This window comes from Phenylobacterium sp., from assembly GCF_030680185.1.
Lineage (GTDB): Bacteria > Pseudomonadota > Alphaproteobacteria > Caulobacterales > Caulobacteraceae > Phenylobacterium.
In genome coordinates, this window is record NZ_JAUXVZ010000048.1 from 65,061 (window position 1) to 91,136 (window position 26,076).

Below are 26,076 nucleotides of genomic sequence, written 5' to 3' on the forward strand. Positions count from 1 at the left end.
CGCCCGGAGCCCCCTGCGCTATGGGGGCGTTAACCCATTTCGCCCCATAAACCCTGTTGGAAGAGAGCGTGCCCCCATGCCCATGACCCAGGCCGATCTGGAAACCTCCCTGCGCGAGGCCTTTCCGGACGCCCAAATCGCGATCGAAGATCTCGCCGGCGACGGCGACCATTATCGCGCGCGCATTGTCTCGGACGCCTTCAAGGGCCTGCCGCGGGTGCGCCAGCATCAGCTCGTCTACGCCGCCCTCAAGGGCAAGATGGGCGGCGAGCTGCACGCCCTGGCCCTTGAGACCTCGGTTCCAGGCTAGGACGCAGAGCCATGCGCTACCGGCCGTTCGGCATCTCGGGCAAGGCGGTCTCGGCGCTGAGCCTCCTGCTGCGCGACACCGGACGCAGCCAGCCGGCCGGCGCCTGGCGGACCCTCGCCGTCTGCGCCATGGAGTGCGGCATCAACGCCTTTGAGCTCGAAGCCGGCGTGGCCCCCCTGGCGGCGGGTTTCCGCGACGCCCTGGAAGCGGTGGAACGCCGCCTGCTGTTCGTCGCCTGGCGGATCATCGGCGATGGGCGCACCCCGACCGACGCCCGCTACCTGCAGGAGGCCGTCCGCCAGGGCCTGGGGCAGACCGGCGCTGGCTACTTCGACCTGCTGACCCTGGACGAGGCGGCCTACGCGACCCTGACGCCTGAGGGCGCCGCGACCCTGGACGATCTCCGCGCCGCGGGCCTCGCCCTGCAGATCGGTGTGGCCGGCGTGGGCGCCCTGGTGGACCAGGCGGTCGCCACCGGCGCCTTCGACGCCCTGGCCTCGCCGTTCAACCTGACCTCGGGATGGAGCATCCGCCGCCGCATCCGCGAGGCCGCCCACCTCAACATGTCGATCACCGGCTTCGACGCCTTCCCGCCCGAGTTGTGCCGGCCGCCGGCCCAGATCGCGGCCAAGACGGCCCTGTTCCGGCGGGCTGGCCCCAGCGCCGCCACCGTCGGCGCCTACGCCTTCCTGCACGAGACGCGCAACTGGGCGGCCGACGAGCTGTGCCTGGCCTATGCGCTCACCGAACCCGCCCTGGCCTGCGTACAGATCGAGGCCCACCGCCCCGAAGTGATCGAACGCCTGGCCGCCGTGCCCGACCGCGAACTGCCCACAGGCCTCGCCGCCCAGATCGAAATGGCGCGGATCGACACCCCGGCGGACGCCCGCTCGGCATAAGCGGCTATTGACCAGGGGGCGGCGCCTCCCTAGCTCTGTGCCTCAAGACTCTGACCCCATCGAAAGGCCGTTCCCATGAGCGAGGCCATGACCGATCCCGCCCACGACTTCATCGCCAAGACGCTGAAGGACCATCAGGTGGTCCTGTTCATGAAGGGCGTGCCCGAACAGCCCCGCTGCGGCTTCTCCGGTCTGGTGGTGCAGATCCTCGACCATCTCGGCGTGGACTTCGTCGGCGTCGACGTGCTGCAGGACGACGGTCTGCGCGACGGGATCAAGACCTACACCGACTGGCCGACCATCCCGCAGCTCTATGTGAAGGGCGAATTCGTCGGCGGCGCCGACATCGTCCGCGAGATGTTCCAGAACGGCGAGCTGAAGCCCTTCCTCAGCCAGCAGGGCGTCCTGGCTGCGTGAGCCGGGCCTTCGAGCCCCCACCGGGGCGGCAGGTCTTTTCCCGCAGTTTCACGCCGAGCGCGTCCGACATCGACGCCAACGGCCACGTGAACAATGTGGTCTATCTGGGCTGGGCGCAGGATCTCGCCATTGCCCACTGGGATTCCGCTGCGGCCCCAGACGAATCCCAAGCCCTGGCCTGGGTCGCCCTGCGCCATGAGGTGGATTATCGCCGCGCCCTGTTGCCCGGCGAGACGGCGCTCGGCCGCACCTGGGTGTCGGAGACCGCCCAGGGGCCGCGCTTCGACCGCTTCGTCCGCATCGATGGCCCCGACGGCGCCATGTGCGCCCAGGTCCGCACCGTCTGGTGCCTGATCGACAAGGCGACCGGCCGCCCCCGCCGGGTCCCGGCTGAACTGATCGCCCGCTTCGGCTGAGACTTCGCGTCTCGCCGCCCGTGCGGCATGATGGACAGGCAGGAGGCGGTTCATGGACGGTTTCGCCAGTCTTTTCTCGGCCTTCGGCCTGGCCAGCGCGGCTGGCTTCAACGCCTATGTGCCCCTGCTCACCGTCGGCCTGGTGGCGCGCTATACCGACCTGCTGCGCCTGGCCGAGCCCTTTGACGTCCTGACGCAGCCCTGGGTGCTGGCGGTCATCGGCGCGCTCGCCGTCGTCGATTTCGTCGCCGACAAGGTCCCGGCGGTGGACACCGCCTGGCATGGCCTGGGCGCCCTGGTCAGCCCGATCGCCGGCGCCGTGCTCTTCGCCAGCCAGCAAAACGTGTTGAGCGACATGCACCCAGCCATCGGCGCGCTGGCCGGCCTCATCGTCGCCGGCGGCTTCCATGGAAGCCGGGCGGCCGTGCGGCCCGTCTCCACCGCCGCCACCGGCGGCCTGGGCAATCCGGTGCTGTCTCTGCTGGAGGACCTGCTCTCGGGCCTGCTCAGCCTGCTGGCGGTGTTCCTGCCGGTCATCGCCTTTGGCCTGGCCGGCCTCGTGGCGGTCATCGTCGTCCTGATGCTGATGCGGGCGGCCCGCGTCTGGCGCGAGCGCAAGGCTACGCGCCTGCGCCCCGGCTAAAGCTCAGAGCCCGGGCCAGGCGATCATCGGATTGAGCAGGAAGACCGGATCTCGGGTCATCAGCCCCAGTTCCTCATAGCTGAACGTCAGCGACACATGCCCCGCCACCAGCGAGCGGCATTCGTCCAGCCGTTTGCGGCCGAAGGCCAGGGTCACCGCCTCCCCTTGCCGCTCCACATAGAACGCGAAGTCGCCCTTGGTGGTGCAGCCGTTGGACGCCACCTTGATGGTCAGCTCCCGCCGTCCAGCCTCGGCGGCGTAGAGCGGCTCAAGTTCGGCCAGGGGAAGCCCGGAGGGCGCGAGAATGGGCGGCGGCGGAACCGTGGCGCAGCCGGCCAGCAGGGCTGCGACCGAGGCCATCATCAGGAAGCGGCGAGTCATACCCCCTATCGGCCACATCCGCGCGGCCAGGGAAAGTCCCCGTGGCGATCAGTCGGCCCCCTGGGGCGCCGGAATGCCGTGCACCGCCAACCAGCCGCCGGCATAGCGCAGATCCTGGGTCACCTCGCGGACGGCGAAGTCGGGGCCCGGGCAGGCCACCATGGCCTCCGCCGTGGCGAACTCGGCCTCCGACAGGATCAGCCCGTCCAGGCGGCCCTCGAAGACATCGACGCCGTAGGCGCGGCCCGCTTCCGGCGCCAGGTGGTGGCGCACCTTGCGCAGACGCTTCCCGGGCAGGCCGGCCAACAGTCCGAACTCCGCCTCGCTCAGATAGATGGAGGTGGTCAGGCGGGTATAGGGGTTCAGATCCCCCTTGCGGCCAAGCTTGCGCGTCACCGGACCGCCATCCAGGGGCCTGACCTCCCGAAGCCGCAGGCCGCCGCCGTCTATATAAAGATCGGTGATCGCATCGGCGCGAACCACCCGCTCCATCGGCAGCGTCCGGCAAAGCCAACGGCGCTCCCGCTCCAGGCTGGCGTACTTCAGCTTGGGGAAGCCCAGCTCACGGGCGAGCGCGAGGTCGATGTCCATGGTGAGCTCCGGCGCGGGCCGTCAGAATGACAGCCGGCCGGAGCTCAGACCAGAACTAGGTTATGCCGCCTTCGACGCCGCCCTTGGGATGCTTGGGCTTGAGCAGCGAAAAGATCACCCCGCCGGCCAGCAGGCTGACGGTGATGGCGAGCGACCAGGGGGCGGGGAATTTGCCGCCGAAGAAGAGGTCGCCTGCAAAGATCTTGAAGCCGATGAAGACCAGCACCAGGGCCAGCGCCACCTTCAGATAGTGGAAGCGGTGGACGGCGTTCTCCAGGGCGAAATAGAGCGCCCGGAGCCCCAGGATGGCGAAGATGTTGGAGGTGTAGACGATGTAGGGGTCCTGGGTGATGGCGAAGATGGCCGGCACCGAATCGATGGCGAAGACCAGGTCGGCGAACTCCACCAGGACCAGGGCCAGGAACAGGGGCGTGGCGTACAGCACCAGCTTGCCCGTGGCCGGGTGAGCCTGGCGCACGAAGAACTTCGAGCCCTGGAAGGTCTCGGTCACCCGAAGATGCCCGCGCAGCCACTTCAGGATGGCGTTGTCGGTGAGATCCTTGGCTTCCTCCGCGTCGCTGAAGAAGGACTCCTTCAGCATCTTGGCGCCGGTGAAGAGCAGGAAGGCGGCGAAGATGTAGAGCACCCAGGCGAAGTTGGTCACCAGGGCTGCGCCGATGCCGATCATGATCGCCCGCAGCACGATCACGCCCAGAATGCCCCAGAAGAGCACCCGGTGCTGCAGCTCTCGCGGCACGGCGAAATAGGCGAGGATCAGCGAGATGACGAAGACATTGTCGAGCGCCAGGGTCAGCTCGAGCAGGTAGCCGGTATAGTACTCGACAGCCTTCTGCGACCCCAGATCATACCAGATCCAGGCGCCAAAGCTGAGGCCCAGGGCGATATAGGCGGCTGCGGCCTTCACCGACTCCGCCGGACCGATCACGTGGTCCTTGCGATTGAAAACCCCCAGGTCGAGGGTCAGGACCGTCAGCACGATCCCCAGGAACAACAGCCAGAGCCAGGTGGCCTGACCGAGAAACGGCGTCTGCAAAAATATAAGGAGAGCGTCCATCGGACCCCGCACCTCTCATAGTCACGACGCCGCGTCCGCGTCTGGAGAGTGAAGATCCGACATCGTCGCGACCGCCGTCGCGACCAGAGGGGCCCGGACCGAGCGGGGGACATAGGGGGACTATCGCGCCCCGTCAACAGGGGCGACCGCGAGGCCGTCAGTAGGTCAGGCTGGGATACCAGTCGGCGCCGCGGCCCTCGGGCGTCATGTCGAGCACCATCCAGAGCGGCGCGGGGTCGGGCGCCCCGCGGGGATCCTGGCCTGGATCGGAGGCGGTCATCTCGCCGGACCAGAAGTGGCGGATCGTGCCGTCCCGGCGGGTGAACACGTTGATTGCAGGGACTTCTTCACCCTCTGGCGTCAGGCCCAGATAGTCGCGGAAATAGTCGCCGGTCAGGTCGCTGAACAGTCGCAGGTCGCGCCAGCCGCGCTCGGCCTTCCAGGCGGTCAGCCGGTCTATGGGGGATCTGGCGATGACGGCCACGGAGGCCTTCTGGCCAATGTCGGCGGCATTGCCCTCCCAGGCGTCCAGGAGGTTGGTGCACATGGGACACGGCCGTTCCCGTTGCGGCCCGAACATGTAGGAATAGGTGATCAGGGTGTCATGGCGCCCAAACAGACCGGCCAGGTCGGTCTTTCCCGCCTCGCCTTCGAAACGATACTGACCGGTCACCAGCCCACCGGGCGGGAGGGCGCGGCGCTGGGCGGCGACCCGCTCGATATGGCGGCGGAGCTCGATTTCCTCAGCCAGCAGGGCCGTGCGGGCGGCGCGATACTCGGCGCTCTCATTGGGAATGCGGATCGGGTTGTCGCGGGCGAGGTCCTCGGCGGGGATCAGGTTCGGGGTCTTGGCGTCCATGACGATTTCCTCCTGGCGTTTCTGCAAGGACGAACAACCGCGCCAGGTTCCGACATCGCCCCCGAGTTTCGGAGCGAGGCTCGTTCTAAAGGCCCGACAGCGGATTGCGCGGATCAAGCGGCAGGCCCGCCGCCTGCCGCTGCTTGAGCAGCCGCAGCCAGCCATGCAGCGCCTCGCAGTCGAGCCCGTGGAGCATCAGCCGCTGGCCGGCCTGGATCGTCGAGAGCGGCACCAGCGGGTGGCCGTTCTTCACGAAGGACATGTGGTAGTCGGTTCCCAGGATCTTGCCGATATAGATGGCCACGGTCTCATCAAGCTGGAGAGACTGGGCGGCCCGGATGAAGTCGGCCCGCGGCAACAACAGCGCGTAGAGCGGCGTATAGGCCTCGATCGCCGTCTGCACGTCGGCGAAGTTGAGCCGCCCCTCCGGCAGTTCGCCAAGCTCGAACGGACCATCCGAGATCATCGAGAAGTCGGGCCGCTCCACAGGCGCCAGGTCACGCCCCTGGGCGCGCAGGCTGGCGCCCAGCTGGATGATGAAGTTGAAGATGTTCAGGTCGTGCTGGAGAAAGACATTGTCCTCCAGGTCCTTCAGCGTGCGGGGCCGCAAGGGCACGGTCTCGACCTCGACCGGCCCGGCGTTCGCCTTGATGAATGCCAGCAGCTCGGTGCCCACATGGAAGTGGCGCAGGATCAGGGTGTTGGCTTCCGGGGTGCAGAAGGTCCGCAAGCCCCAGTGGATCAGCCGATGCAGGGTCCCGTTCAGATTGGGCCGGTGAGGCGAAATCCCCCGGACGATCTTTACCAGGACGAAGAAGACGAAGATCAGCGGCCGGCTGATCGGAAACAGCCACCGCCGCGACCATGAGGCATTGCCCTTGAGCAGGGCGATCTTGGCCTCCGGGGCGATCGGCAGGCCCTGGTCGAGATAGAGGGCCAGCCACGGATTGGGGTCCCGCGGGTCATAGGCCGACAGGTCGAAGGCCGCCTCAGTCACCGGTGATCTCCTCGATCTGCAGGGCGTAGAGCCTGGCGGTGACCCGGGCCGTCTTCACGATCCGCGCCGCCACGGCCGCGTCGGGCAGGACCATGGCCAGCATGGCTTCGAACTCCTTGATATGCTCGACATCGTTTTCGCCGTGGTAGAGCAGAAAGCGCAGCGCCTCGTCGGGCAGGTCGAGCCGACGCTGGACCAGCCGCCCCCATTCGGCGGCCTTGATCGAGCCCAGGCCCTCGATGATCCACATGGCGCCCAGCAGGCCGAAGGGATTGGGCCGGGACGCCTCATGGAACATCCAGGCCGAGAGCGCCTCGGACCCCAGGTTCTTCTCAGCCCCGCGGATCACCGCCAGATCCCCGCCGCAGGCGGCGTAGTCGGCCTCCAGCAGCCGGAAATCCCGATGCTCGGTCACGGCGTGCCGCATCAGGGTGGAGCGAAGCTCCAGATGGTCCTCGTCGATGTTCGAGGCCGCCCGCGACATCCAGAGCGCGCCATCGGCCACCTGCTGGCGCAGGCCCACGAGGAAGGCGTGGTAGTCGGCGAGTTCGAAGCGACCGCGGGTCAGCTTGCGGATCAGCGGCGTCTGCTCGAGGCGGCCCTCGAACTCCATGAAGACGATGGTCAGCTGGCGCAGGACGTCCGAAACCCCGGTCATTCCACCGCCTCCAGCAACATGAAACCCACCAGGACGCGGCCGCTCTCGGGCACGACGCAGAGCACCTGCTGGCCTGGCGACAGCCTGCCCGATCGCAAGAAGGCCTCCAGCATCACCCAGATCGACGCCGAGCCCACATTGCCCACGGTGCTGAGATTGGAGAACCAGCGGTCCCGGGGGATCATCCCCGCCGTGCTCTCCAGCAGGCCCTCGATCTCGGTGCGCAGGGATCGCGCCGAATAGTGGCAGAGCAGATGGTCGATGCTGGCCGGCGCGATCCGCCCCGCCTCCACCTTCTGCAGATAGACGCCGACCCAGGCGCGGATGACGCGCTTCAGCAACTCGAAGTCCTGCAGCAGGGCGATGGCCCCCTCGGCGTGGGCCGCCTGCGGCCCGGAAAAGGCCCAGGTGGAAAGCGGATCTGCGCGGGACTCCGGCGCGGCCCCGGCCCACATGCAGGGATCGAAACGGTCGGCCAGCGAGATCAGGTCGATGAACCGCACCCGCAGAGACAGTCCAGCGGGCCGCGGCGAAGGCTCCATCACCACCGCGCCTGCGCCGTCCGACAAGGTGAAGCGGAGATAGTCGGCCTCGGGGCGCAGCCGGCCCTTGGCGTCCACCAGGGCCGAGCCCTCATAGAAGGCGGGCCGAAACCAGCGGGATGAGAATTCGCTGGCGGCGGCGGCGGCGATGTCGTGCTCGCCGGCGCGCACCGACAGCCAGGCCGACTTGGCCGCCATCAGCGCCGAACCACACACCGATTGGAAGCTGGCCAACTCCAGCGGCCCTCCGCCCAGCTCCCCATGGACATTGGAGCCGTGGCCGGGGACCAGATAGTCCCCCTGCGTAGTGGCCGTGGCCAGGAAGCTCAGGTCTCGCGGCGTGAGCGCGGCATGGTCCAGGGCGGCGCGGATGGCGGCCGCGCACATGGCGGCGTTGGAGGTGGTCGGGCGACCGTCGCGGTCGAGGGCGTAGTGGCGGGTCTCGACCCCGTTCCAGCGCAAGGCCCGCCGCCCCAGGGCGCTGTCTCGGCCGCCGATACGGCCGATATGATCCTCGATCGCCGCCGAGGCCACGGGCGGCCCAGGCAGGTGCGCGCCCACCCCGGTGATGTACACGTCGCGAAGCTCGTTCATGGCCCCTCGGCGAGGACGGGCGCCGCGCGCACCCTGCGTTGGATGGACTTATCGGGGCGATGGGCGCAGGGGGCAACCGCCGCCGCACGGGGCGCGGGCAAATGAAAAGGGCCCCGGATCGCTCCGGGGCCCCTTCGATCTGACAGGATTTTCGACGCCTTAGGAGGCGTAGAATTCCACGACCAGGTTCGGCTCCATCTTCACCGGATAGGGCACTTCGGCCAGTTCCGGGGCGCGGATGAAGCGGGCCGACAGGCCCTTGGCGTCGACTTCGATATAGTCGGGAACCTCACGTTCCGCCGACGCCTGGGCTTCCAGCACCAGGGCCATGTTGCGCGAACGCTCGCGCACTTCGACCACGTCGCCGGCCTTGACCCGATAGGACGGGATGTTCACGCGCTTGCCGTTCACGGTCACGTGGCCGTGGTTCACGAACTGACGAGCAGCGAAAACGGTCGGCACGAACTTGGCCCGATAGACCACGGCGTCCAGGCGGGACTCCAGCAGGGCGATCAGGTTTTCCGAGGTGTTGCCCTTGCGGCGGGCGGCCTCGTTATAGGTGCGGCTGAACTGCTTTTCGGTCAGGCTGCCGTAGTAGCCCTTGAGCTTCTGCTTGGCGCGCAGCTGCAGGCCGAAATCCGACACCTTGGACTTGCGGCGCTGGCCATGCTGGCCGGGGCCGTAGGAACGCTGGTTCACCGGCGACTTGGCGCGGCCCCAGATGTTCTCGCCCATACGGCGGTCGAGCTTGTACTTGGCGGAATGACGCTTGGTCATGAAAACTCTTCATCATCGACACGGCCCGGCGCTTCCGAAAGTGGAGGCGCGATCTCAACGGCGGGGCCCGTATCACCCGTAATGGTCTTCGCACCGCGCAGTCGCCCGCCGGTGTGAAGGCGCGGTGTATGCCCACCAGGGCGCTGGGAGTCAAGGCAAGGGGGCTTGCCCTACGGCCTCGCGCCTACGGCGGTCAGGACCCGGGTGTCGTTGGCCGGTTGCGCGGGATACTCTCCCATGACCTTCCGACGCACGATCTCGGCCAGGGCGCGGACCTCGGCGGCGGCCTGGCCTCGGGGCTCCCACTCGGTGACCCCCTGCCCCTCCGACAGGGCCGCCTGATAGGCCTGCCGCACCCGAAGGGACGAGGCGGCCACGGGCACGCCGGCGAAGCGCAGGGCGTCCAGGGTCAGAGACACCTGGCTGGGCTCGCGCCCCTGCCGCGCCGAGGGACATTGGTTCAGCACGATCAGCCCGCTCGCCCGCAGCTGACGAAGAAGCTCCAGGGTCTTCAGGGCTGCAGCCACATCGAGATAGGTGGGGCGGCTCACCACCAGGCAGAGGTCGGCCACCTTGATGGCGGCGACGACGTCGCCCTCGGGCGCGGCGGGCGTATCGATGATCAGCAGGTCCCCGCCGCTGCGCCGGGAGGCTGTGGTCAAGGCGAACAACTTGGAGGCCGAGGTCTCCACCACTGAAAGGCTGTGCGCGCGCAGCGCCTCGCTGGAGGACCGCAGCGGATCGGCGTCGGCCAGAACCGCGCGCGCGCCCCTTTCGCGCAGGGCCGCCGCCAGATTGACGGCCACCGTCGTCTTGCCGGCGCCGCCCTTACGGGAAATGACTGCGATGGTTTTCATGATCGCCCCCGCCAAAACCCTAGGTCCAACTTATCCACAGGATCAAGACGTCCCCAAGGGCGAGCCGGCGCCACCTTTGCGAGCGCCGCTTCAAATGACCCCGAACAACGTGTGTAACCCGGGCCGGCCCCTGCGTCTCAACGTCGCGTTTACTATGTTTGCAAGGACGCCGATAACCATATTCGCCCCCAGTGAACGTTGATAATAAGTATCAGACGTCGCTATTGCGGATACTTGGCTCGCGTCGCTGCGCCGAGATGGGCGCACTTCTATCTCGAGCCCATTTTGAGCATCGAATTCATCGCCTGATCTGATAGCTCTGAAGTAAATTGCGGCGCATGAATGCTGTACGCGCGATATTTTCGGGCGCAGCCCTGATTATTGCGTCTCTGGGGATGGTTGCGGCGATTTTCACCCCGCTGCCTCTTCAGGGTCAGATCATCTTCGGGGCGGCGACACTGGTGGCGGCCCTGATCCTCAGCCGCAGCTCGGCGCGCGGCGCCACGATCGCCCTATGCCTGATCTCGCTTGCCATCAGCACGCGCTACATGGTGTGGCGGACCACCGAGACCCTGGACTTCCTCAGCCCCACCGGCGCCTTCCTGGGGATCGGTCTCTATCTGGCCGAGGTCTATGCCTGGCTGATCCTGGTGCTGGGCTATGTCCAGACCACCTGGCCCCTGCGGCGGCCGGTGCGTCCCCTGGATGGCGAGCCGACCCAGTGGCCCAGCATCGACGTGATGATCCCTACCTATAACGAGAGCCTGCAGATCGTCCGGGATACGGTCCTGGCGGCGCTGGCCATGGACTATCCGCACGACCGCTTCACCGTCCACCTGCTGGACGATGGCCGGCGGCCTGAGTTCAAGGCTTTCGCCGAGAGCGTGGGGGTGAGCTACATCACCCGGGCCGACAACCTTCACGCCAAGGCCGGCAACCTCAACAACGCGCTCAAGCAGACCCAGGCGGATCTCGTCTGCATCTTCGACGCCGACCACATTCCCACCCGCGCCTTTCTGCAGATGACCGCGGGCTGGTTCCAGGAAGATCCCCGCCTGGCCCTGCTGCAGACGCCTCACCACTTCTATTCCCCCGACCCGGTGCAGCGGAATCTGGTGACCGTAAAAGACGTGCCGGACGAAGGCGCGCTGTTCTATGGCGCGGTCCAGCCCGGCAACGACTTCTGGAACGCCGCCTTTTTCTGCGGGTCCTGCGCGCTGATCCGCCGCGCCGCCCTGGACGAGACCCAAGGCTTCGCCGGTGAAACCGTCACCGAGGACGCCCACACCGCCCTGAAGCTGCAGCGCCGCGGCTGGAACACCGCCTATCTCGATATTCGCCTCGCCTCTGGCCTGGCGACCGAGCGGCTGGCGCTGCACATCGGCCAGCGCGCCCGCTGGGCCCGGGGCATGCTGCAGATCTTCCGGGTGGACAATCCGCTGTTTGGCCGCGGCCTGAGCCTCGGCCAGCGGCTTTGCTACGCCAACGCCATGCTCCACTTCATGTTTCCTCTGCCGCGGGTGGTGTTCCTCACCTCGCCGCTCGCCTTCCTGCTCCTGGGCCAGAACGTCATTCAGGCGTCGGCGGCCATGATCGCGGCCTATGCCGCGCCGCACCTGATCCTCGCCATCGGCGTGGCCAATCAGATCCAGGGCAAGGACCGTCGGGCCTTCTGGGGGGAGGTCTATGAGAGCCTGCTCGCCTTCCACCTCATCATTCCGACTCTCCAGACCCTGATCGATCCCCGCCGGGGCAAGTTCAACGTCACCGACAAGGGCGGCATCCTGGAGCGGAGCTATTTCGATGTGCGCCTCATGTGGCCCCACCTCCTGGCCGCAAGCCTGCTGATCGCCGGCGTCGCCATGGGGTTCGGCAAGCTGGCCTGGCCCGACCGCTATGATGTCAACCTCGGCACCCTGCTGCTCAACACCACCTGGTCGGCCTTCAGCCTGCTGATCCTGCTGGTCGCCCTGGCCGTGGGGCGCGAGACCCGACAGCTGCGGGAGTTCGTCCGGGTCGGGGCGCGGCTGCCCGTCCGGCTGACCCTGCGCAGCGGCGAAGTGGTGGAGACCATCACGAGCGAGGTGTCCATGGGCGGCTTTTCCGCGCCCGAGATCGGGGGCGCGGTCACGGCCGACACGCTCGTGCGGACGGAAATTCTCTGTGGCGAGCGCTGGCTGGCCCTGCCGATCCGCGTGATCCAGGGCTCCGGCCCCACCTTCCGGGCCCAGTTCCTTGAAATTCCCCTGGACCAGCGTCGTGAACTGGTCGCCGCCGTGATGGGTCGCGCCGACGCGTGGCAGCCGGCGTCCAAGCCGCCGCCGGCCAATCCCCTCGCCGCCCTCGCCAGCATCCTTCAGGCCAGCCTCAGCCTGTTTCATCGGGACGGCCACAGGCAGCCCGGCCCCAGGCCGCAGCGTCCCTTCGGCCGGGCTCGGTCGGCCTCGGCGGTCATGCTCGTCGCGGCGCTCGCCCTGGCGATCCCGGGCCAAAGGGCCCAGGCCCAGGAGCCGGTCGCCGCCCCGACGACGTCAGCGACCGCCGCGCCGGCGCCAGGCGCCCAGACCCTTCGACTGACCTTCCGCGATCTCGGCGTCAGCCAGCCCCTGCGGCTGGTCTCGGTGGACGGCCAGGCCGGCATTCCCTTCCGCCTGGGCGCCGACGAGGTGGTCACCGGCGCGCGCCTGACCCTGGCCTACGCCCATTCACCGGCCCTGCTCGAGGACCTGAGCCACCTGACGGTGCTGATCAATGACGAGGTGGTGGCCACCGCCCCCCTGCTGGCCAGCACCGCAGGGGGAACCCGCCTGTCGCTGGAATTGAATCCGGCCCTGTTCCTCGTCGAGAACCGCCTCAATCTGCGCTTCGCCGGCCACTACACCCGAGACTGCGAGGACCCGCTGCACTCGTCCCTCTGGGCGGTGATCAGCAACGCCTCAGTGCTTGAGCTCGACATCGAAAGGCTGCCTGCGCCGCCGGATCTGGCGCGCTTTCCGGCGCCATTCTTCGACAATGCCGACCGCCGCCTGGAGCTGCCCTTCGTGTTCGCCGGCGCGCCAAACGGCCAGACCATCCAGGCGGCCGGGGCCCTGGCCTCCTATTTCGGCCTCCAGGCCAGCTATCGTGGCTTTCGCTTCCCGGTGCTGATCGACCAACTTCCCACGGGCGATGGCGTGGTGTTCGCCCTGGGGAACGGCGAGGCTCTGGGCCTGGACCTGCCGGCGATCAACGGGCCGACCGTGGCGGTGATCGCCAATCCCCTGGACAGCAGCCGGCGCCTGTTGCTGGTCATGGGGCGAGACCCGTCCGAATTGCGCCAGGCCGCGCTGACCCTCGCCCTCGGGGCGCCAGGACTCAGCGGGCCGATAGCTACGCTGGGCCAGCCGACGATCCCTAGCCGGGTCGCCTATGACGCCCCGCGCTGGATCAGCACGAAGCGCCCCGTGCGGCTTGGCGAGATCATGGATCCGGCCCTGCTCTACGCCGACGGCTTGCCGCCGGGGCCGGTCCGGGCCTCCTTCCGCCTGCCGCCGGACCTGCTGTTCTGGCCGCAGAGCGCCGCCCCGCTCAAGCTGCGCTATCGCTACCCCATGGGGCCGTGGATAGATCGGGAGGCCTCGCGCCTCGACGTCTCGGTCAATGGCCAGTACCTGCGCTCTCTTCGGCTGAACCAGACCGCTGAGGCGGCCGGCTGGCGCCATCGCCTGCTCACCCCCTTCGTCCGCAACGAAACCACCATCAACCTGCCGGCCTACAATCTGTTCGGCAGCAATGAGCTGCAGTTCTATTTCGACCTGAAGGCGCGCCAGACCGGCGCCTGCGAGGGCCAGCTGCCGACCAATATCCGCAGCGGGATCGACCCGGACACCGAGCTGGACCTGACCGGCGCCCACCATCTCACCAGCCTGCCGAACCTCGCCTATTTCGCCAGCGCCGGCTTCCCGTTCACCCGCATGGCCGACCTTGACCAGACCGTCGTGGTGTTGCCCGCACGGCCTTCGCCGGCCGAACTGGCGGCCTATCTGCACCTCATGGCGCGCTTCGGGGATGCGACCGGCGCGGCCGTCACCCGGGTGCACCTGGCCAGCCCCAGCGACACCGACGCCCTGCGCGACCGCGACGTGCTGATGATCGGCCCGCTCAGCCTGCTGGCCGAGAACGCCGAACTCAGCGCCGCGGCGCCGGTGGAAATGGGTCAGGGCCGTCTGACCCTGCGGGTCCAGGACTGGGCCCGGCGGCTGTTCTCCACCTGGGGCACCTTCATCGGGCGCGATGACGCCGCCAGCCGGGACCGCGCCGCCAGCCTTCTGGTCGAGTCCGGGCCGTTTTCAGGCCTGATGAGCTTCGCCTCGCCCTATGGCCGGGACCGGGTGGTGGTCGCCCTGCTCTCCGACCGGCCCGAGCAGATCCTGGCCATCGCCCAGGGTCTGGACGACCCAGCCATCAACGCGCGGGTGGCCGGCGACCTTGTGGTCGGCACGGGCGAAGGCCTCAGCGCCTTCAAGGTCGGCCCCAGCTTCCAGGCGGGCGACATGGCCTGGGGCTACCGCATCTTCTGGTGGCTGAGCCGCCATCCCATCCTGATGGCCCTGGGCCTGGTCCTGGCCGCCATCGTCATCTCCATCCCCCTGGCCTTCGCCATGCGTCGCCAGGAGCGCAGGCGCCTGGGAGCCATGGCCGACCAATGACCCATCATCGCCACTCCACCTGGCTGCTGGCCAGCGCTTGCGCCGCAGCCCTGGCCGTCGCCGCCCCCGCCACCGCCCAGACGTCGCAGGAGACGGTGGCGACTCTGGTGCGCCAAGCCGCCTTCTGGCGCGAACGCGGGCGGGCCGACCTCGCCCGGCAGGCCCTTGAGCGGGCCCTGGTGGCCGAGCCGCGCAACGCCGACGCCCTGGCGGCCATGGCCCGCTACGCCGCCGAGGATGGCGACACGGCCGCGGCCCAGCGCTGGACGGCCCGCCTGCGTGCCGCCGCCCCCAATGACCCGCGGCTGGCCGCCATGGGTCAGGTCGCCCGCCAGCGTCAGGCCGAGGCCCGGGACCTGCCCGAGGCCCGTCGTCTGGCCCAGGCCGGCCAGACCGAGGCCGCCGTGGCCGCCTATCGCCGCGCCTTTGGCGGGGGCGCGCCGCCGCCGGCCAACGCCCGGGAATTCTATGAGACCCTGGCGGGTCTGCCCTCTGGCCGCGCCGAAGCCATCCGCGGCCTGCGGACCCTGGCCGAGGCCAACCCGCAGGACGCCGGGCTGCAGCTGGCCTATGCCCGCGCCCTGACCTATGCCGAGGCCAGCCGCCGGGACGGGATCGCCCGTCTGGCGCGTCTGGCCGCCGGCGGCGGCCAGACGGCGACCGCCGCAGCCCAGGCCTGGCGTCAGGCGCTGCTTTGGCTCGGCGCCGCGCCCCGGGACGCCGGGCTCTACGAGGCCTATCTCAGCGCGCGGGGCGCCGACGCCGAGGTGTCCCGCAAACTCGCCCAGGCGCGCGAGACCCGCGCCGTGGCTCAGGCCGCCGTCGATCCCCTGGCCATAGAGCGCACCCAGGGCTTCGCCGCCCTGGAGAGCGGCGATGTCGCCACGGCCGAGCAGAGATTCCAGGCGGTCCTGGCCAAGCGACCCAATGACGCCGACGCTCTGGGCGGCCTGGGGCTCGTTCGCCTACGGGCCGAACGCTTCACCGAGGCCGAAGACCTGCTGCGGCGGGCGAGCACGGCGGCGCCCTCAAGCGCCCAACGCTGGCGCGAAGCCCTTTCCTCAGCACGCTTCTTCTCCGGCCTTCGCCAGGCCCAGGCCGCCTTGGAAGAGGGCGACTATGGCCGCGCGCAAAGCCTGGCCCAGGCCCTGGAGGCGCCCCGCCCTGAAGACGCGGCCCTGGCCTGGTCGGTTCTGGCCGAGAGCCTTCGCCAGGCCGAGCGCTGGGCCGAGGCCGAGACTGCCTATCGTCGCCTGCTGGCGGCCACGCCAAATGACAATGACGCCCAGGTGGGCCTGCTGGAATCCCTGCTGGCCCAGGACAAGACCGAGGAAGGGTTCGCCCTCGCCAATCAGCTCAGCGCCGCTGGCGTGGCGCCGGCGCGACTGAACCAGATCCGCGCGGCCGTCGAGCACCGGCGGGGCGAGCGGTTCTGGGCGCAGGGGGATTCGGCCAGCGCCCAGAACGCCTTCCAGACCGCCCTGGCCCTGCGGCCGACCGACCCCTGGATCCGCTATGACTATGCGCGTTTTCTGGACGCCCAGGGCGAGTCCGCGGCGGCGCTGGGCCTGATGGCCGGCGCCGAGGCCCAGGGGGACGCCGAAAGCCTCTATGCGGCGGCCCTGTTCTCGGACCAGCAGGGACGAGGCGCCCAGGCGCTGGCCCTGATTTCACGTATCCCGACCCAGGCGCGAACCTCGGAAATGGGCCTGTTCGCCCAGGGCCTGGAGACCCGCGTCGCCATCGCCCAGCTCAGCGAGGCGGCCGCCAGCGGCCAGGCCTACGCCGCCGTGCCCGCCCTGCGCGCCTATGCCAGCCGCGCCGACCTGGGAACTGGCCTCCGCGGGCAGGTGGCCGAGGCCCTCTATGCCGCCGGCGACCAGGGCCAGGCCCTGGCCATGGCCCAGGCCGCCCTGACCGCCGAGCCCGAGGACGATCCCAGCGCCTATCGCGGCTTTGTCGTGGTGCTGGCCAAGGCCGGACGCGACGTGGAGGCCGCCAGCCTGATCCGCCGCATATCCCTGGAGGGCGCCCAGACCCCGGCGGCAAGACGCAGTCTGGCCGAGCTTGGCGCGACGCTCGGGACGGAACGCGCCGAGCGTCTGCGCCTGGCTGGCGACTTCGCCGGCGCCTTCGATGCCCTGTCCCAGGCCTACGCCCTGGCGCCGCAGAACCCGGACCTGCTGGCGAGCCTCGGCCGGCTCTATCAGAGCGGCGAAATGTATGGCCAGGCGGCCGATGTGTTCGAGGCCGCGCTGCGCCTTCGGCCCAATGACGCCGGCGCCCTGAGCGGCCTGGCCGAGGCCGCCCTTGGGCAGGGCGATCACAGCCGGGCCCGCCGCACGGTACGCCTGGCGATCAGCCAGTCGCCGGACAATGTCGAACTCTTGGTTCTGCTGTCGCGGGTCGAGCAGGCCGCCGGCGACCGGCGGGCGGCCTTGCGGGCTTTGGAACAGGCGCGCGACCTCCGCGAGCGGCAGATGGCCGCCCGCGCCCCGGCCCTGCTGCCTAGCGGCGTCGGCGCGGCCGGCGGCGGGGGCCTCGGCCCCAATCCCTTCGCCCGCAACCTGACCTCGCCCCTGTCGGCGGCGCCCCCCGCCTGGGCCGCAGCGACGCCGGCTGCGCCGAGCGTCCTGGCCTCGGCCTATCCCTGGGCGAGCGCGGTGGCGCTTCCCGCGCCGGCGCCAGCGCCAATGGCGGCCCAACCGGTCGCCTGGCAGTCGGCCGCGCCAGCCGCCCCGGCGGATGGCGGTCTCTACTGGCCCGCGCCTGCCCAAGCCCAGCCGCCGGCGGCCGCCTGGACAGCGCCGGCTCAGACGCCCACCCAACCGGCTTGGCCCACGGCGGCTCCGCAGGCCGCCGCGCCGTTCAATCCGTTCGCCGCGCCCAGCCCGGCCCAGGCCCCGCCGGCGCCAGGACGCCAGGACCGGGTGCTCAGCGCCATCGACCAGCAGATCGCAGACCTCAGCCGCCGGGCTGCGCCGCAGATCACGGGTACGGTGGCCCTGCGGGCGCGCTCGGGCGAAGCGGGCCTGAGCCAGCTCAATGAACTCAAGGCCCAGGCCAGCATCTCGACGCCGCTGATCGGCGCGGGCCGCCTGGCCCTGGTCGTCGAGCCGGTCACCCTGGACGCCGGCGCCGCCAGCAGCGACAGCCTCGGCCGGTTCGGCGCCAATCCGATCCTGGCCGCCGACGCCATCTTCGGCGAGTACGACCCCCGTCTGATCGATCCCGGCGCCCAGACCGCCAGCGGCGCCGGCGTCTCCGTCACCTATACCAGCGGGACCTTCGCCCTCGACCTCGGGGTCACGCCGCTGGGCTTTGGATCATCCGATCCCGTGGGCGGCCTGCGTTGGACGCCGCAGCTCGCCGAGGGGCTGGAGGGACGCATCTGGGCCGAGCGTCGGGCCGTAACCGACAGCCTGACCGCCTATGCCGGCGCCAAGGACCCGGTCACGGGCCAGGTCTGGGGCGAGGTGCGGCGCACCGGCGCCGGGGTGGGCTTCGCCTATGAGCAGGATATCGCCGGCGTCTACGCCGATGTCAGCGCCAACCGCTATGAAGGCCAGCTCACCGCCGACAACGAGAGCTACCACGTCAATGTCGGCGCCTATGTGCGGCCCTATAAGAGCGACGAAACTCAGGTTCAGATCGGCCTGAACCTCAACCACCAGGCCTTCGACAACAATCAGAACCGGTTCAGCCTGGGCCATGGCGGCTATTTCAGCCCCCAGCAGTTCACCAGCGTCGCCCTGCCCATCAGCCTGCGCAGCGCGCGAGAGCCCTGGCGGCTCGAGGTCGCCCTGACGCCGGGCTACGAAACCTATCGCGAGGACTCGGTGGCCTACTTCCCCGACGACCCCGCCCTGCAGGGCCAGATGGCCTTCTATGCCGGCGAAACCCCTGACGTGGCCGCCTTCTATCCCAGTCGGAGCCAGAGCGGCTTTGGCTTCTCGGCCGCCGCCAAGCTCGAATACGACCTGAGCACGGCCGCCACCCTGGGGCTCGAAACCGGATTCAGCGGGTTTGGCGACTACGACGAGACCCGCGCCTCGGTCTATCTGAAGCAGACACTTGGGAAAGGCGTCCGATGAGCGATATCTCCCCCATCCTTCCGGCCACGGAAACCCAGCAGCTCAATGACGCCTATCTCGCCGCGCGCCGTTGCAGCGCCCAGTGGCGCGCCTTCCTCGCCGCGCTCGCCGTCGAGCTGCATGTGGGGACCGAGCGGGAAGAGGTGCTGGCCTTTCTGCGCGCCGTGGGACGGCGGATGGCCGGGCGACTCCCCCTGACGCCCAAGGACACCCTGCCCGAGCTGGAAGTCGCCATGAACGAGGTCTGGGGCCAGGTGGACTGGGGCTGGACCCGCCTGCGGCCCATCGATGACGGCATCGCCATCATTCATGGGGCCTATCCCACGGCCTTTGAGACCGAGGGCGTCATGTGGTCGGCTGGCGCGGCCGCGGTTCTGGAGGGCGTCTACGCCGCCTGGTTCGAGGCGCAGGGCAGCCCTTTGACCACCCTGAAGCGGATGTCGGAGTCCACCATGCCGCTGGAATTCCTGCATGGGCGATAGACCGGGCGCGCCCAGGCCGCTCTGGACCCGACGCGACGCCTTGTTGGCCAGCGCCGGCCTTCTGGCTGGAACCGGGCCGCCGCTCACCGCCTGCGCCCGGGCGCCGGACGCCATCTTGTGGGACGTCTTCAAGGCCCGCTTCCTGGCCCCCGACGGGCGCATTCTCGACACCACCGGCGGCGGCGTCAGCCACACCGAGGGGCAGGGATTTTCCATGTTTCTCGCCGTCCTCCACAAGGATCGCTCAGCCTTCGACCGAATGTGGGACTGGACCCAGGACCACCTGGCGCGGCCGGAGGATGAGCTGTTCAGCTGGCGCTACGACCCCCGCGCCCCCGAGCCCGTAAGCGATCCCAACAACGCCACCGACGGCGACATCTTCCTTGCCTGGGCGCTGCTCCGCGCCGGCCGCCTCTGGAACGACGGCCGGTATGCTCAATCCTCCGAACGCATCCGCACGGCGATCCGACGCCGACTGGTCGTGGAGATGGGCGGGCGGCGGCTCCTCTCGCCCGGTCTGGACGGGTTTCGGAAGGACGGCTTTCTCACCTACAACCCGTCGTACTTTGTCGCGCCGGCCCTTCAGGCGTTCCAGCGGGCCGAGCCGAACAGTGGCTGGTCGAGGATCATTGCTGATGGTCTGGCCGAGGCGCAGGCCGCGCGATTTGGGCCCCTTGGCCTGCCTGCCGACTGGACGCGGCGAACCGAGCGGGGCCAGAGCCTTCTGGAGCCCGACCGCCCCCCACGGTTCGGCTTCGACGCCCTTCGGGCGCCCTTTTATCTGGCCTGGGCAGGGTTTCGCGACCATCCGCAGACCCGGGCCGCGGCGGCCTTCTGGCGCCCCTTTCTGGAAGCGAAGACCGCCCCGCCGGCCTGGGTGGACCTCACCACCGGCGAGCTGGCTGGATTTCGGCTGTCGGCCGGCGCAACGGCCATGGCCTGCGTCGTGGCCGGCGTCGACCCCCTGGCCCGACCGGGCGGGGCAGCTCAGGAAGAAGACTACTATTCGTCGGTGCTTGAACTGCTGGCCTACGCCGCGCGGCTCGATCAGTCGGCGTAGCGGCTGAAAAGCTCGCTGAGGCGTTCGCCGGACTCGGCCTCGCTGGCGGTGACGCGAGACGCGTCCGGCTTGGCGTACCGACGGAACAGGGTCCTTGGAGCGCCCTCGGACTCATGGCCCGGACGCGCATAGATCAGCGCCGGACGCGACCGCGCCGGCGGTTCGCTGGCCGCGGCCAGGGCCTCGATCGCGACATCGGGAGCCTCGTCAATCGGCGCCGCGGTCTCGACCGACTCCGCCGCGGCTGGCGTGGCCTCAGGCCGGCTGAACACCTGATAGGTGATCCCGGTCTGGTTAATCCGCTTCAGCAGGCTATGGACGTCTTTAGACATGTTGCACCGCACAATTGGCGTCGATTCTCGTAACCTAGTTATGCGCGCCGTTGCCCTTAGGAAAGGGTTTTGCGCCCGAATTTCACAGTCTTTTGTGCAATTTCCCTCAGTTTGTAGACCTGAAGGCGATCATGCTGCGCCGGGCAATCTCTGGTGGCGCCGCACCATGACCTTAGGTTAATTTACTAAGCGCGCACCCCGCCGTCCACACGCAGATCTTCCCCGGTGACGTAGCTGGCGGCGCTGTCGGCCAAGTACATCACGGCGTGGGCGATCTCTTCGGGCTGGCCGGCGCGACCGGCTGGGGTGCGGGCGCCGGAGGCCTCAGCCGCCCCGCCGCCCATCATGGGTGTGGCGATGGGGCCAGGCGACACGGCGTTGACCCGGATGTTGTCGCCGGCCACCTGAAGCGCCGTGGAGCGGGTCAGGCTGAGCACGCCGGCCTTGGACAGGGCGTAGGTCATGATCGGCCCGGAGCCGACATAGCCCATCACCGAGGCGGTGTTGATGATCGATCCGCCGCCCCGGGCCTTCATGGCCGGGATCTCGTGATTGGTGCAGCGGATCACGCCTTCGAGATTGGTGGCCATGATGTCGTTGTGGACCGCCCAGTCGAAATCGCCGCCCATGTCCCCGGCCCGCCCGGCGATCCCGGCATTGTTGAAGGCGATGTCCAGACCTCCGAAGGTCTCGACGCAGGCCGCCACCAGGGCGGCGACATCGGCCTCGACGCGGACGTCGGCGCGGCGATAGACCGCCTCGCCCCCCGCCGCCCGGATCTCGGCCTGCACCTCGGCCCCCAGGGCCTCGCGTCGACCGCAGAACATCACCTTGGCGCCCTCCAGGGCGAAGGCCTTGGCGGTGGCCCGGCCAATGCCGGAGGTCGCCCCGGTGATCAACGCCACCTTGCCCGAAAAGCGGCCATCCCGGGCCAGGGTGGTGGCGCCCTCCGGCGGCGTCTTGAGATCGGCGGCTGCCGCCGACTGAGCGGCCATGGCGGCCAGGCCGACGCCGCCAGCGATCAGCGCGCGTCGCGAGGGCGTCGTTTCGGAATGGGCCATGTCATCCTCCTGGCGGGGCGGCTGCAGACTGGATCGCTGCGACGCCCTCGTCTTACCGCCTCACCGGACGGCGTTCTCCCATCATGGGGTCGGGGCGGGCGAAACGGCAACCTTGGCCGGTCTCGTTCATTCCCACCGGCATGAAGCCGATGCTTGAACGCCGCACGCTCGCCCTCCTCGGAGCGGCCTCCATCCTTCTGTCGGGCTGTCTGATGGCGACGCCCGATGACATGGAGACGCCGAGCCCAGACGGGCAGTTCATGCTCGATGTGGCCTTCACCGGCGGCGGGCTGACCCTTCGCCCAGGCCTGGGCGCCCAACTCAGCCTGCGCCATGTCAGCGGCGCGGAGACCGCGTTCGCCACCTTGGACGCGGTTCGCAGCCTGGGGATCGCCTGGACCGGCGCGCGCACCTTGCGGATCTGCGCCGCGGACGCCGAACCTGTCGAGGACGCCTCGGTGGTGGTTGAGACGCCCGGCGGGCCGGAGACCTTTACGGTCACCTATGCCTGCCCGGCCCAGCCCTCGCCCGAAGGCTTCCAGAACTAAGGGCGTCTTCAGACGGCTTCCACCGGCGGCAGGCGGTAGGCGCCGTCCAGCAGTTCCGGCTTGGGCAGATAGGTGCGCATGAACAGCGCGAAGGGACCGGCCGGGGCGGGCAGCCAGTTGCCCTGCAAATCCTCGCCGGGGCTTTCGCTGCCGATCCAGATGTCGAGGGAGCCGTCGTCGTTATAGGTCAGGCCCTCGGTGCGGTCGCCGATGGCGTAGCGGTCCAGCGGGTTGTCGGCGAAGAAGAACTGCCCGTCCTCCGTGGCCTCATAGAGGCTCAGCGACCAGAAGGAATTCACCGGCGGGAGCCGGTCGGCGGGGAAGTGAAGCCGATAGGCCTTCAGTCCGTCATAGAGCCCGCGGGGCTGGTCGCCCCGGGCGCGCATATAGAGCGCCTCCACCGGCGGCAGCGCCGCCAGCCCGCCCAGCGCCACAGTCGCCCGGTAGTGATAGTTCTGCCCGAAGTCGCCCAGGGTCGCGCTGGGATAGGACCATCCGTCGATGAAGTGGTCGCCGGTCAGGCCGCCCCGACGCACCGCCACCCGGGCCTCGGCCAGACCGGCCTCGATCTCGGCGACCTCGGCCGGCGAGAAGCGCGCCGGGTCGAAGCCGGTCTCCAGCCCCAGGGGCGCGATCTCCTCCAGCAGGGCGCGGTCGGTGACCGGCGGCGGATTGGCCTTCATGAGGTCTGCGAGCGCGGCGAAATACTCCTGCCAGGACGCGCTGCGTTTGACCGCCGCCGGCGGAGTCGGGGCTGTCGGCCCCTGGATCGACAGGCCCGACTGGACCTGCTGCGCCGCCTCCAGGTCATCGGGCCCATAGACCACCACCCGGCCCAGGGCCCAGACGTGGTTGGTCGGCGCGCGGACCACATGGCCGCCTTCGGCCGCCGCATTGGGTCCCACCAGGGCGAAGGTTCCCCCGTTGGGTCCGGTGGTGCGGGTCCCCAGGATGGCGAAATTGTTGGTGTAGGCGTCCATCAGCGCCAGAGAGAAATAGCGCTCGCCCGTGGCCGGCAGGGTCAGGGTCACCGGCCCCTGGGACAGGTCGAGCTGGGCCGAGGAATAGAGGGTGTCGTTGTTCGGCGTGGTCACCGCTCGGTGTTTCGGCGTGGCCAGCTTGCGCACATGGGCGATGGTGTTGAGGCTCTGGCCGAAGGACAGGCCCCTGGCCCGGGTGGCGGCGATCTCGATGAGCGGCAAGCCGTAGAGCCAGGCCTTCATCGCCGCTGTTTTCAGATCCGTTCCCGACATCGCGCTCTCCCCGACCGCAGATAAGTTATCATTGATCTCTTATCTTCTCGGAAGGCGCCGCAGCGTCAAGTCTCCGGCGCGCCCGGACTGGCCCCAGCCTCCCGCTCGGCCTTCTGACGGGCCAGCTTGTCCAGCACCCGGCCACGGCCACGGGACAGCGCCGTCACCACCCCGCGGAAGGTGCGCACCTCCTGGTCGCTGAAGCTCGCGCGCCCCAGCGCCGAGCGCAGGTTCTGGATCATGGACGGCCGCTTCTCCGGCGGATGGAAAAAGCCGGCGGCGTCCAGTTCGGCCTCCAGCTGCCCATAGAGCCCCATCATCGCGGCCTGGTCGGCGGGCTCTGGCCCCTCCCGGAACCGCGGCGGCGGCCCGGCGGCCTGGGTCATCCGCCACTCATAGGCGTTGATCGCCACAGCCTGGGCGAGGTTCAGGGAATGAAAGCGCGGATCCACCGGCACCGTCACCACCGCCTGGCAAAGCGCCACCTCGGCGGTCTCCAGGCCGGCCCGCTCGGCCCCGAACAGCAGGCCGACCCTCTGGCCGGCGGCCACGGCGGCGGCCAGTTCGCCGGCCGCCTCCCGCGGGGTGATCACCGGCAGTTGCAGCTCCCTCGGGCGGGCGGTGGTGGCGAAGACCAGCTGCAGGTCGCCGACGGCCTCGGCCGCGCTGGCGCAGACCTTCGCGCCATCCAGGGGCCAGTCAGCGCCGGACGCGGAGGCCCAGGCCCGGTCCTGGGGCCAGCCATCCCGCGGATTGACCAGCCTGAGGTCCTCCAGGCCGAAGTTGGCCATCACCCGGGCGCAGGCCCCGATGTTCTCGGCCAGTTGAGGCGCGGACAAGATAACGGTTGGTGCGGGGGGGGAACTTCCAGTCATGTGGCGTTTTCAGTCTCAGCGGCGATGCGCGCAACCCCCTCGCCTGTCGTCCGGAGTTTTGCCTATGCGCCGTCTCGTCCTACTGGCCGCCGTCCTGCTGGTCGGCGCCTGCGAACCGGACATGCCTCAGACGGTCTCCACCACCCCGCGGCTGGACGCCGAGCGCCTGGACGCCACGGCCGCCGAACTGACCGCCCGCGCTGCGCCAGGCCGCCTGGGGGCCGCGGTGATGAATCTGGAGAGCGGCGAGCTGTGGGCGGTCAACGGCTCGGACCGCTTTCCCATGCAGAGCGTCTTCAAGGCGCCCCTGGCCGCCGCGGTCCTGGCCGAGGTGGACGCCGGCCGTCTGGACCTGAATGAGACCATCACCCTGACGAACGAGGACATTTCGCCCCCCTTCAGCCCGGTGGCCGACGCCTACCCCGGCCGTCGGGACTATACGGTGGCCGAGCTTCTGACCCTCAGCGCCGGGGCCAGCGACAATACGGCCGCCGACGTCCTGATGCGGCGGATCGGCGGCCCCGGCGCCGTCACCGCCTGGCTGCGCGCCCACGACATCCGCGACATGCGGGTCGATCGCTATGAGCGCCAGTTGCAGCCCGAGATCGCCGGCCTCGACTCCTTCCGCCCGGCCTGGAAGGGCGAATCCGCTTATCGCGCCGCCCTTCAGGCCGTGCCCGCCGCCCAGCGGCAGGCCGCCGCCGCCGCCTATCTGAGCGACCTGCGGGACACCACCACGCCGCGGGAATCCCTGCTCTTCCTGGCCAAGCTCGTCCGGGGCGAACTGCTCTCGGAGGTCTCCACCGCCCGCCTGCTGACGATCATGAGCGAAACCACCACCGGTAAGGGGCGTCTGGCCGCCGGACTTCCTTCCGGTGCGCGCCTGGCCCACAAGACCGGCACGGCGCGCACGGACCTGGGCATGAACCCCGCCACCAACGACATCGGCGTCGTCACGCTGGAGGATGGCCGGCAGTATGTGATCGCCGTCTTCCTCGCCGGCTCCACCCTTCCCGACGACGAACGTGAAGCGATCTTCGCCGACCTGGCCCGCAGCGTCGCCGAGGCGGTCGGCTGACCCTTCGGGCTTCCTCTAGGTCAGGCAGCCCAGGCGGCGAATCGATCCGACCAGCAGGGGGAGTTCGGCGCCAGGGCCATAGAGGCGAACGCCGGTCGTTCGACCGCGCTCAAGCCGCTGAATCAGATTCTCCTCCGCCGCATGACCCCCTAACGCCCGCAGGGTCGTGAGCTCGACGCCGCCCAGGACGGCAGGTGAGATGATGAGCATGAGCTCCTGACCGCCTTCAGGGCGGAAGTCATGGATTTTGCTGACTTGTCCGCGCAGACGGCCGCGGCCATCGGCGGACTCGAAGTCCCACGGCTTGGCCACCAGCACGAGAACTGGAGCTCCGATCAGGCCGAGTGGGGGGGCTTCGGCGCGCACCTGGCTTCAACTAGCTCACGCGTGCGACGTTCCCGTGTCGATCATCTTTGAGGCCGTGGTGGCTTTGCGCACCGGCGCAGGCCTTGTATACGGCCTCAACCCCTCAATTCCGCCACGGAGCGCGCCTCGCCTATGGCCAAGATCAAAGTCGCCAATCCCGTCGTCGATATCGACGGGGACGAGATGACCCGGATCATCTGGAAGATGATCAAGGACAAGCTCA

The 26,076-nt window shown here is 69.3% G+C and carries 26 protein-coding genes; 12 read left to right on the forward strand and 14 right to left on the reverse strand.

The genetic code is table 11. From position 1 onward, the window contains the following. The first annotated feature begins 76 nt into the window (after positions 1-76). The 5 genes from Q8L83_RS11545 to Q8L83_RS11565 all read left to right on the forward strand — a co-directional run bounded on the left by Q8L83_RS11545 (position 77) and on the right by Q8L83_RS11565 (position 2,685). Positions 77-310, forward strand: a complete 234-nt coding sequence (locus Q8L83_RS11545) for a BolA family protein (protein WP_305287069.1) — start codon at positions 77-79, stop codon at positions 308-310. Positions 311-321: 11 nt separating this feature from the next. Beyond that, a complete protein-coding gene (locus Q8L83_RS11550; protein WP_305287071.1) occupies positions 322-1,209 on the forward strand; it encodes a hypothetical protein in 888 nt (295 codons plus the stop codon). 75 nt (positions 1,210-1,284) lie between these two features. Continuing rightward, complete coding sequence (gene grxD, locus Q8L83_RS11555; RefSeq protein WP_300576416.1) at positions 1,285-1,626, forward strand: Grx4 family monothiol glutaredoxin; 342 nt, start codon at positions 1,285-1,287, stop codon at positions 1,624-1,626. Then, on the forward strand, positions 1,623-2,042 hold the full coding sequence (locus Q8L83_RS11560) for a thioesterase family protein (RefSeq protein ID WP_305287075.1): 420 nt from the start codon (positions 1,623-1,625) through the stop codon (positions 2,040-2,042). The genes grxD and Q8L83_RS11560 overlap by 4 nt, the downstream gene beginning before the upstream one ends. 52 nt (positions 2,043-2,094) lie before the next feature. Beyond that, a complete protein-coding gene (locus Q8L83_RS11565; protein WP_305287077.1) occupies positions 2,095-2,685 on the forward strand; it encodes a DUF4126 domain-containing protein in 591 nt (196 codons plus the stop codon). Between the two features lie 3 nt (positions 2,686-2,688). Here the strand turns inward: Q8L83_RS11565 and Q8L83_RS11570 are convergent, their stop codons facing one another. The 9 genes from Q8L83_RS11570 to Q8L83_RS11610 all read right to left on the reverse strand — a co-directional run bounded on the left by Q8L83_RS11570 (position 2,689) and on the right by Q8L83_RS11610 (position 10,016). Then, positions 2,689-3,066 (reverse strand): hypothetical protein, encoded by a 378-nt coding sequence (locus tag Q8L83_RS11570; protein WP_305287079.1) that lies wholly within the window; start codon positions 3,064-3,066, stop codon positions 2,689-2,691. 48 nt (positions 3,067-3,114) lie between these two features. Further along, on the reverse strand, positions 3,115-3,657 hold the full coding sequence (locus Q8L83_RS11575; RefSeq protein WP_305287081.1) for a hypothetical protein: 543 nt from the start codon (positions 3,655-3,657) through the stop codon (positions 3,115-3,117). Between the two features lie 55 nt (positions 3,658-3,712). Beyond that, on the reverse strand, positions 3,713-4,732 hold the full coding sequence (locus tag Q8L83_RS11580) for a TerC family protein (RefSeq protein ID WP_305287083.1): 1,020 nt from the start codon (positions 4,730-4,732) through the stop codon (positions 3,713-3,715). 157 nt (positions 4,733-4,889) lie between these two features. Further along, positions 4,890-5,591: a DUF899 family protein gene (locus Q8L83_RS11585; protein WP_305287085.1), complete on the reverse strand. Its 702-nt coding sequence runs from the start codon at positions 5,589-5,591 to the stop codon at positions 4,890-4,892. An 85-nt stretch (positions 5,592-5,676) separates the two neighbouring features. Continuing rightward, the gene (locus Q8L83_RS11590; RefSeq protein ID WP_305287087.1) at positions 5,677-6,588 is read right to left on the reverse strand and encodes a hypothetical protein; all 912 of its coding nucleotides are present in this window, start codon (positions 6,586-6,588) and stop codon (positions 5,677-5,679) included. Then, entirely contained in the window at positions 6,581-7,306 is a 726-nt protein-coding gene (locus Q8L83_RS11595) for an iron-containing redox enzyme family protein (protein ID WP_305287109.1), read from the reverse strand. Before Q8L83_RS11595 ends, Q8L83_RS11590 begins: the two co-directional genes overlap by 8 nt. After that, a complete protein-coding gene (locus tag Q8L83_RS11600) occupies positions 7,243-8,382 on the reverse strand; it encodes a 3-oxoacyl-[acyl-carrier-protein] synthase III C-terminal domain-containing protein (protein WP_305287089.1) in 1,140 nt (379 codons plus the stop codon). Before Q8L83_RS11600 ends, Q8L83_RS11595 begins: the two co-directional genes overlap by 64 nt. A gap of 159 nt (positions 8,383-8,541) precedes the next feature. Beyond that, the gene (gene rpsD, locus Q8L83_RS11605; protein ID WP_305287091.1) at positions 8,542-9,159 is read right to left on the reverse strand and encodes a 30S ribosomal protein S4; all 618 of its coding nucleotides are present in this window, start codon (positions 9,157-9,159) and stop codon (positions 8,542-8,544) included. A 170-nt stretch (positions 9,160-9,329) separates the two neighbouring features. Continuing rightward, a complete protein-coding gene (locus tag Q8L83_RS11610; RefSeq protein WP_305287093.1) occupies positions 9,330-10,016 on the reverse strand; it encodes a ParA family protein in 687 nt (228 codons plus the stop codon). A 338-nt stretch (positions 10,017-10,354) separates the two neighbouring features. Between Q8L83_RS11610 and bcsA the strand changes: the two genes are divergently transcribed. Genes bcsA through Q8L83_RS11630 form a run of 4 tightly spaced genes read left to right on the forward strand, consistent with a single transcriptional unit; the run spans position 10,355 to position 20,340 of the window. After that, complete coding sequence (gene bcsA / locus Q8L83_RS11615) at positions 10,355-14,704, forward strand: UDP-forming cellulose synthase catalytic subunit (RefSeq protein WP_305287094.1); 4,350 nt, start codon at positions 10,355-10,357, stop codon at positions 14,702-14,704. Then, on the forward strand, positions 14,701-18,798 hold the full coding sequence (locus tag Q8L83_RS11620) for a cellulose biosynthesis protein BcsC (protein ID WP_305287096.1): 4,098 nt from the start codon (positions 14,701-14,703) through the stop codon (positions 18,796-18,798). Before bcsA ends, Q8L83_RS11620 begins: the two co-directional genes overlap by 4 nt. Beyond that, positions 18,795-19,280, forward strand: coding sequence for a cellulose biosynthesis protein BcsD (gene bcsD / locus Q8L83_RS11625; RefSeq protein WP_305287098.1), 486 nt, complete (start codon positions 18,795-18,797; stop codon positions 19,278-19,280). Before Q8L83_RS11620 ends, bcsD begins: the two co-directional genes overlap by 4 nt. Then, entirely contained in the window at positions 19,270-20,340 is a 1,071-nt protein-coding gene (locus Q8L83_RS11630; RefSeq protein ID WP_305287100.1) for a glycosyl hydrolase family 8, read from the forward strand. The genes bcsD and Q8L83_RS11630 overlap by 11 nt, the downstream gene beginning before the upstream one ends. On the opposite strand, the gene Q8L83_RS11635 is transcribed toward Q8L83_RS11630, so the two are convergent. Beyond that, positions 20,328-20,672 carry a hypothetical protein gene (locus Q8L83_RS11635; RefSeq protein WP_305287101.1) on the reverse strand — a complete coding sequence of 115 codons (345 nt, stop codon included), beginning with the start codon at positions 20,670-20,672 and terminating at the stop codon, positions 20,328-20,330. The genes Q8L83_RS11630 and Q8L83_RS11635 overlap by 13 nt on opposite strands. A gap of 185 nt (positions 20,673-20,857) precedes the next feature. After that, positions 20,858-21,733: an SDR family NAD(P)-dependent oxidoreductase gene (locus Q8L83_RS11640; RefSeq protein ID WP_305287102.1), complete on the reverse strand. Its 876-nt coding sequence runs from the start codon at positions 21,731-21,733 to the stop codon at positions 20,858-20,860. A gap of 212 nt (positions 21,734-21,945) precedes the next feature. Between Q8L83_RS11640 and Q8L83_RS11645 the strand changes: the two genes are divergently transcribed. Continuing rightward, positions 21,946-22,281 (forward strand): hypothetical protein, encoded by a 336-nt coding sequence (locus Q8L83_RS11645; protein ID WP_305287104.1) that lies wholly within the window; start codon positions 21,946-21,948, stop codon positions 22,279-22,281. An 8-nt stretch (positions 22,282-22,289) separates the two neighbouring features. On the opposite strand, the gene Q8L83_RS11650 is transcribed toward Q8L83_RS11645, so the two are convergent. Further along, positions 22,290-23,534, reverse strand: coding sequence for a DUF1254 domain-containing protein (locus tag Q8L83_RS11650; protein WP_305287105.1), 1,245 nt, complete (start codon positions 23,532-23,534; stop codon positions 22,290-22,292). 65 nt (positions 23,535-23,599) lie between these two features. After that, positions 23,600-24,409 carry an RNA methyltransferase gene (locus Q8L83_RS11655; RefSeq protein ID WP_305287106.1) on the reverse strand — a complete coding sequence of 270 codons (810 nt, stop codon included), beginning with the start codon at positions 24,407-24,409 and terminating at the stop codon, positions 23,600-23,602. Positions 24,410-24,473: 64 nt separating this feature from the next. On the opposite strand from Q8L83_RS11655, the gene bla reads away from it, so the two are divergent. Continuing rightward, positions 24,474-25,487: a class A beta-lactamase gene (gene bla, locus Q8L83_RS11660; RefSeq protein ID WP_305287107.1), complete on the forward strand. Its 1,014-nt coding sequence runs from the start codon at positions 24,474-24,476 to the stop codon at positions 25,485-25,487. Between the two features lie 15 nt (positions 25,488-25,502). On the opposite strand, the gene Q8L83_RS11665 is transcribed toward bla, so the two are convergent. Then, the gene (locus tag Q8L83_RS11665; RefSeq protein WP_305287108.1) at positions 25,503-25,853 is read right to left on the reverse strand and encodes a hypothetical protein; all 351 of its coding nucleotides are present in this window, start codon (positions 25,851-25,853) and stop codon (positions 25,503-25,505) included. 132 nt (positions 25,854-25,985) lie between these two features. On the opposite strand from Q8L83_RS11665, the gene Q8L83_RS11670 reads away from it, so the two are divergent. Next, a partial coding sequence (locus Q8L83_RS11670; protein WP_300576452.1) for a hypothetical protein occupies positions 25,986-26,076 on the forward strand: 91 nt, incomplete at its 3' end.

What these genes read in the sequence shown, in the direction of transcription:
- Q8L83_RS11545 (WP_305287069.1), top strand. Translation starts at nt 77, where the DNA reads ATGCCCATGACCCAGGCCGATCTGGAAACCTCCCTGCGCGAGGCCTTT.
- Q8L83_RS11550 (WP_305287071.1), top strand. Translation starts at nt 322, where the DNA reads ATGCGCTACCGGCCGTTCGGCATCTCGGGCAAGGCGGTCTCGGCGCTG.
- grxD (WP_300576416.1), top strand. Translation starts at nt 1,285, where the DNA reads ATGAGCGAGGCCATGACCGATCCCGCCCACGACTTCATCGCCAAGACG.
- Q8L83_RS11565 (WP_305287077.1), top strand. Translation starts at nt 2,095, where the DNA reads ATGGACGGTTTCGCCAGTCTTTTCTCGGCCTTCGGCCTGGCCAGCGCG.
- Q8L83_RS11570 (WP_305287079.1), bottom strand. Translation starts at nt 3,066, where the DNA reads ATGACTCGCCGCTTCCTGATGATGGCCTCGGTCGCAGCCCTGCTGGCC.
- Q8L83_RS11575 (WP_305287081.1), bottom strand. Translation starts at nt 3,657, where the DNA reads ATGGACATCGACCTCGCGCTCGCCCGTGAGCTGGGCTTCCCCAAGCTG.
- Q8L83_RS11580 (WP_305287083.1), bottom strand. Translation starts at nt 4,732, where the DNA reads ATGGACGCTCTCCTTATATTTTTGCAGACGCCGTTTCTCGGTCAGGCC.
- Q8L83_RS11585 (WP_305287085.1), bottom strand. Translation starts at nt 5,591, where the DNA reads ATGGACGCCAAGACCCCGAACCTGATCCCCGCCGAGGACCTCGCCCGC.
- Q8L83_RS11600 (WP_305287089.1), bottom strand. Translation starts at nt 8,382, where the DNA reads ATGAACGAGCTTCGCGACGTGTACATCACCGGGGTGGGCGCGCACCTG.
- rpsD (WP_305287091.1), bottom strand. Translation starts at nt 9,159, where the DNA reads ATGACCAAGCGTCATTCCGCCAAGTACAAGCTCGACCGCCGTATGGGC.
- Q8L83_RS11610 (WP_305287093.1), bottom strand. Translation starts at nt 10,016, where the DNA reads ATGAAAACCATCGCAGTCATTTCCCGTAAGGGCGGCGCCGGCAAGACG.
- bcsA (WP_305287094.1), top strand. Translation starts at nt 10,355, where the DNA reads ATGAATGCTGTACGCGCGATATTTTCGGGCGCAGCCCTGATTATTGCG.
- Q8L83_RS11620 (WP_305287096.1), top strand. Translation starts at nt 14,701, where the DNA reads ATGACCCATCATCGCCACTCCACCTGGCTGCTGGCCAGCGCTTGCGCC.
- bcsD (WP_305287098.1), top strand. Translation starts at nt 18,795, where the DNA reads ATGAGCGATATCTCCCCCATCCTTCCGGCCACGGAAACCCAGCAGCTC.
- Q8L83_RS11630 (WP_305287100.1), top strand. Translation starts at nt 19,270, where the DNA reads ATGGGCGATAGACCGGGCGCGCCCAGGCCGCTCTGGACCCGACGCGAC.
- Q8L83_RS11635 (WP_305287101.1), bottom strand. Translation starts at nt 20,672, where the DNA reads ATGTCTAAAGACGTCCATAGCCTGCTGAAGCGGATTAACCAGACCGGG.
- Q8L83_RS11640 (WP_305287102.1), bottom strand. Translation starts at nt 21,733, where the DNA reads ATGGCCCATTCCGAAACGACGCCCTCGCGACGCGCGCTGATCGCTGGC.
- Q8L83_RS11645 (WP_305287104.1), top strand. Translation starts at nt 21,946, where the DNA reads ATGGCGACGCCCGATGACATGGAGACGCCGAGCCCAGACGGGCAGTTC.
- Q8L83_RS11650 (WP_305287105.1), bottom strand. Translation starts at nt 23,534, where the DNA reads ATGTCGGGAACGGATCTGAAAACAGCGGCGATGAAGGCCTGGCTCTAC.
- Q8L83_RS11655 (WP_305287106.1), bottom strand. Translation starts at nt 24,409, where the DNA reads ATGACTGGAAGTTCCCCCCCCGCACCAACCGTTATCTTGTCCGCGCCT.
- bla (WP_305287107.1), top strand. Translation starts at nt 24,474, where the DNA reads ATGCGCCGTCTCGTCCTACTGGCCGCCGTCCTGCTGGTCGGCGCCTGC.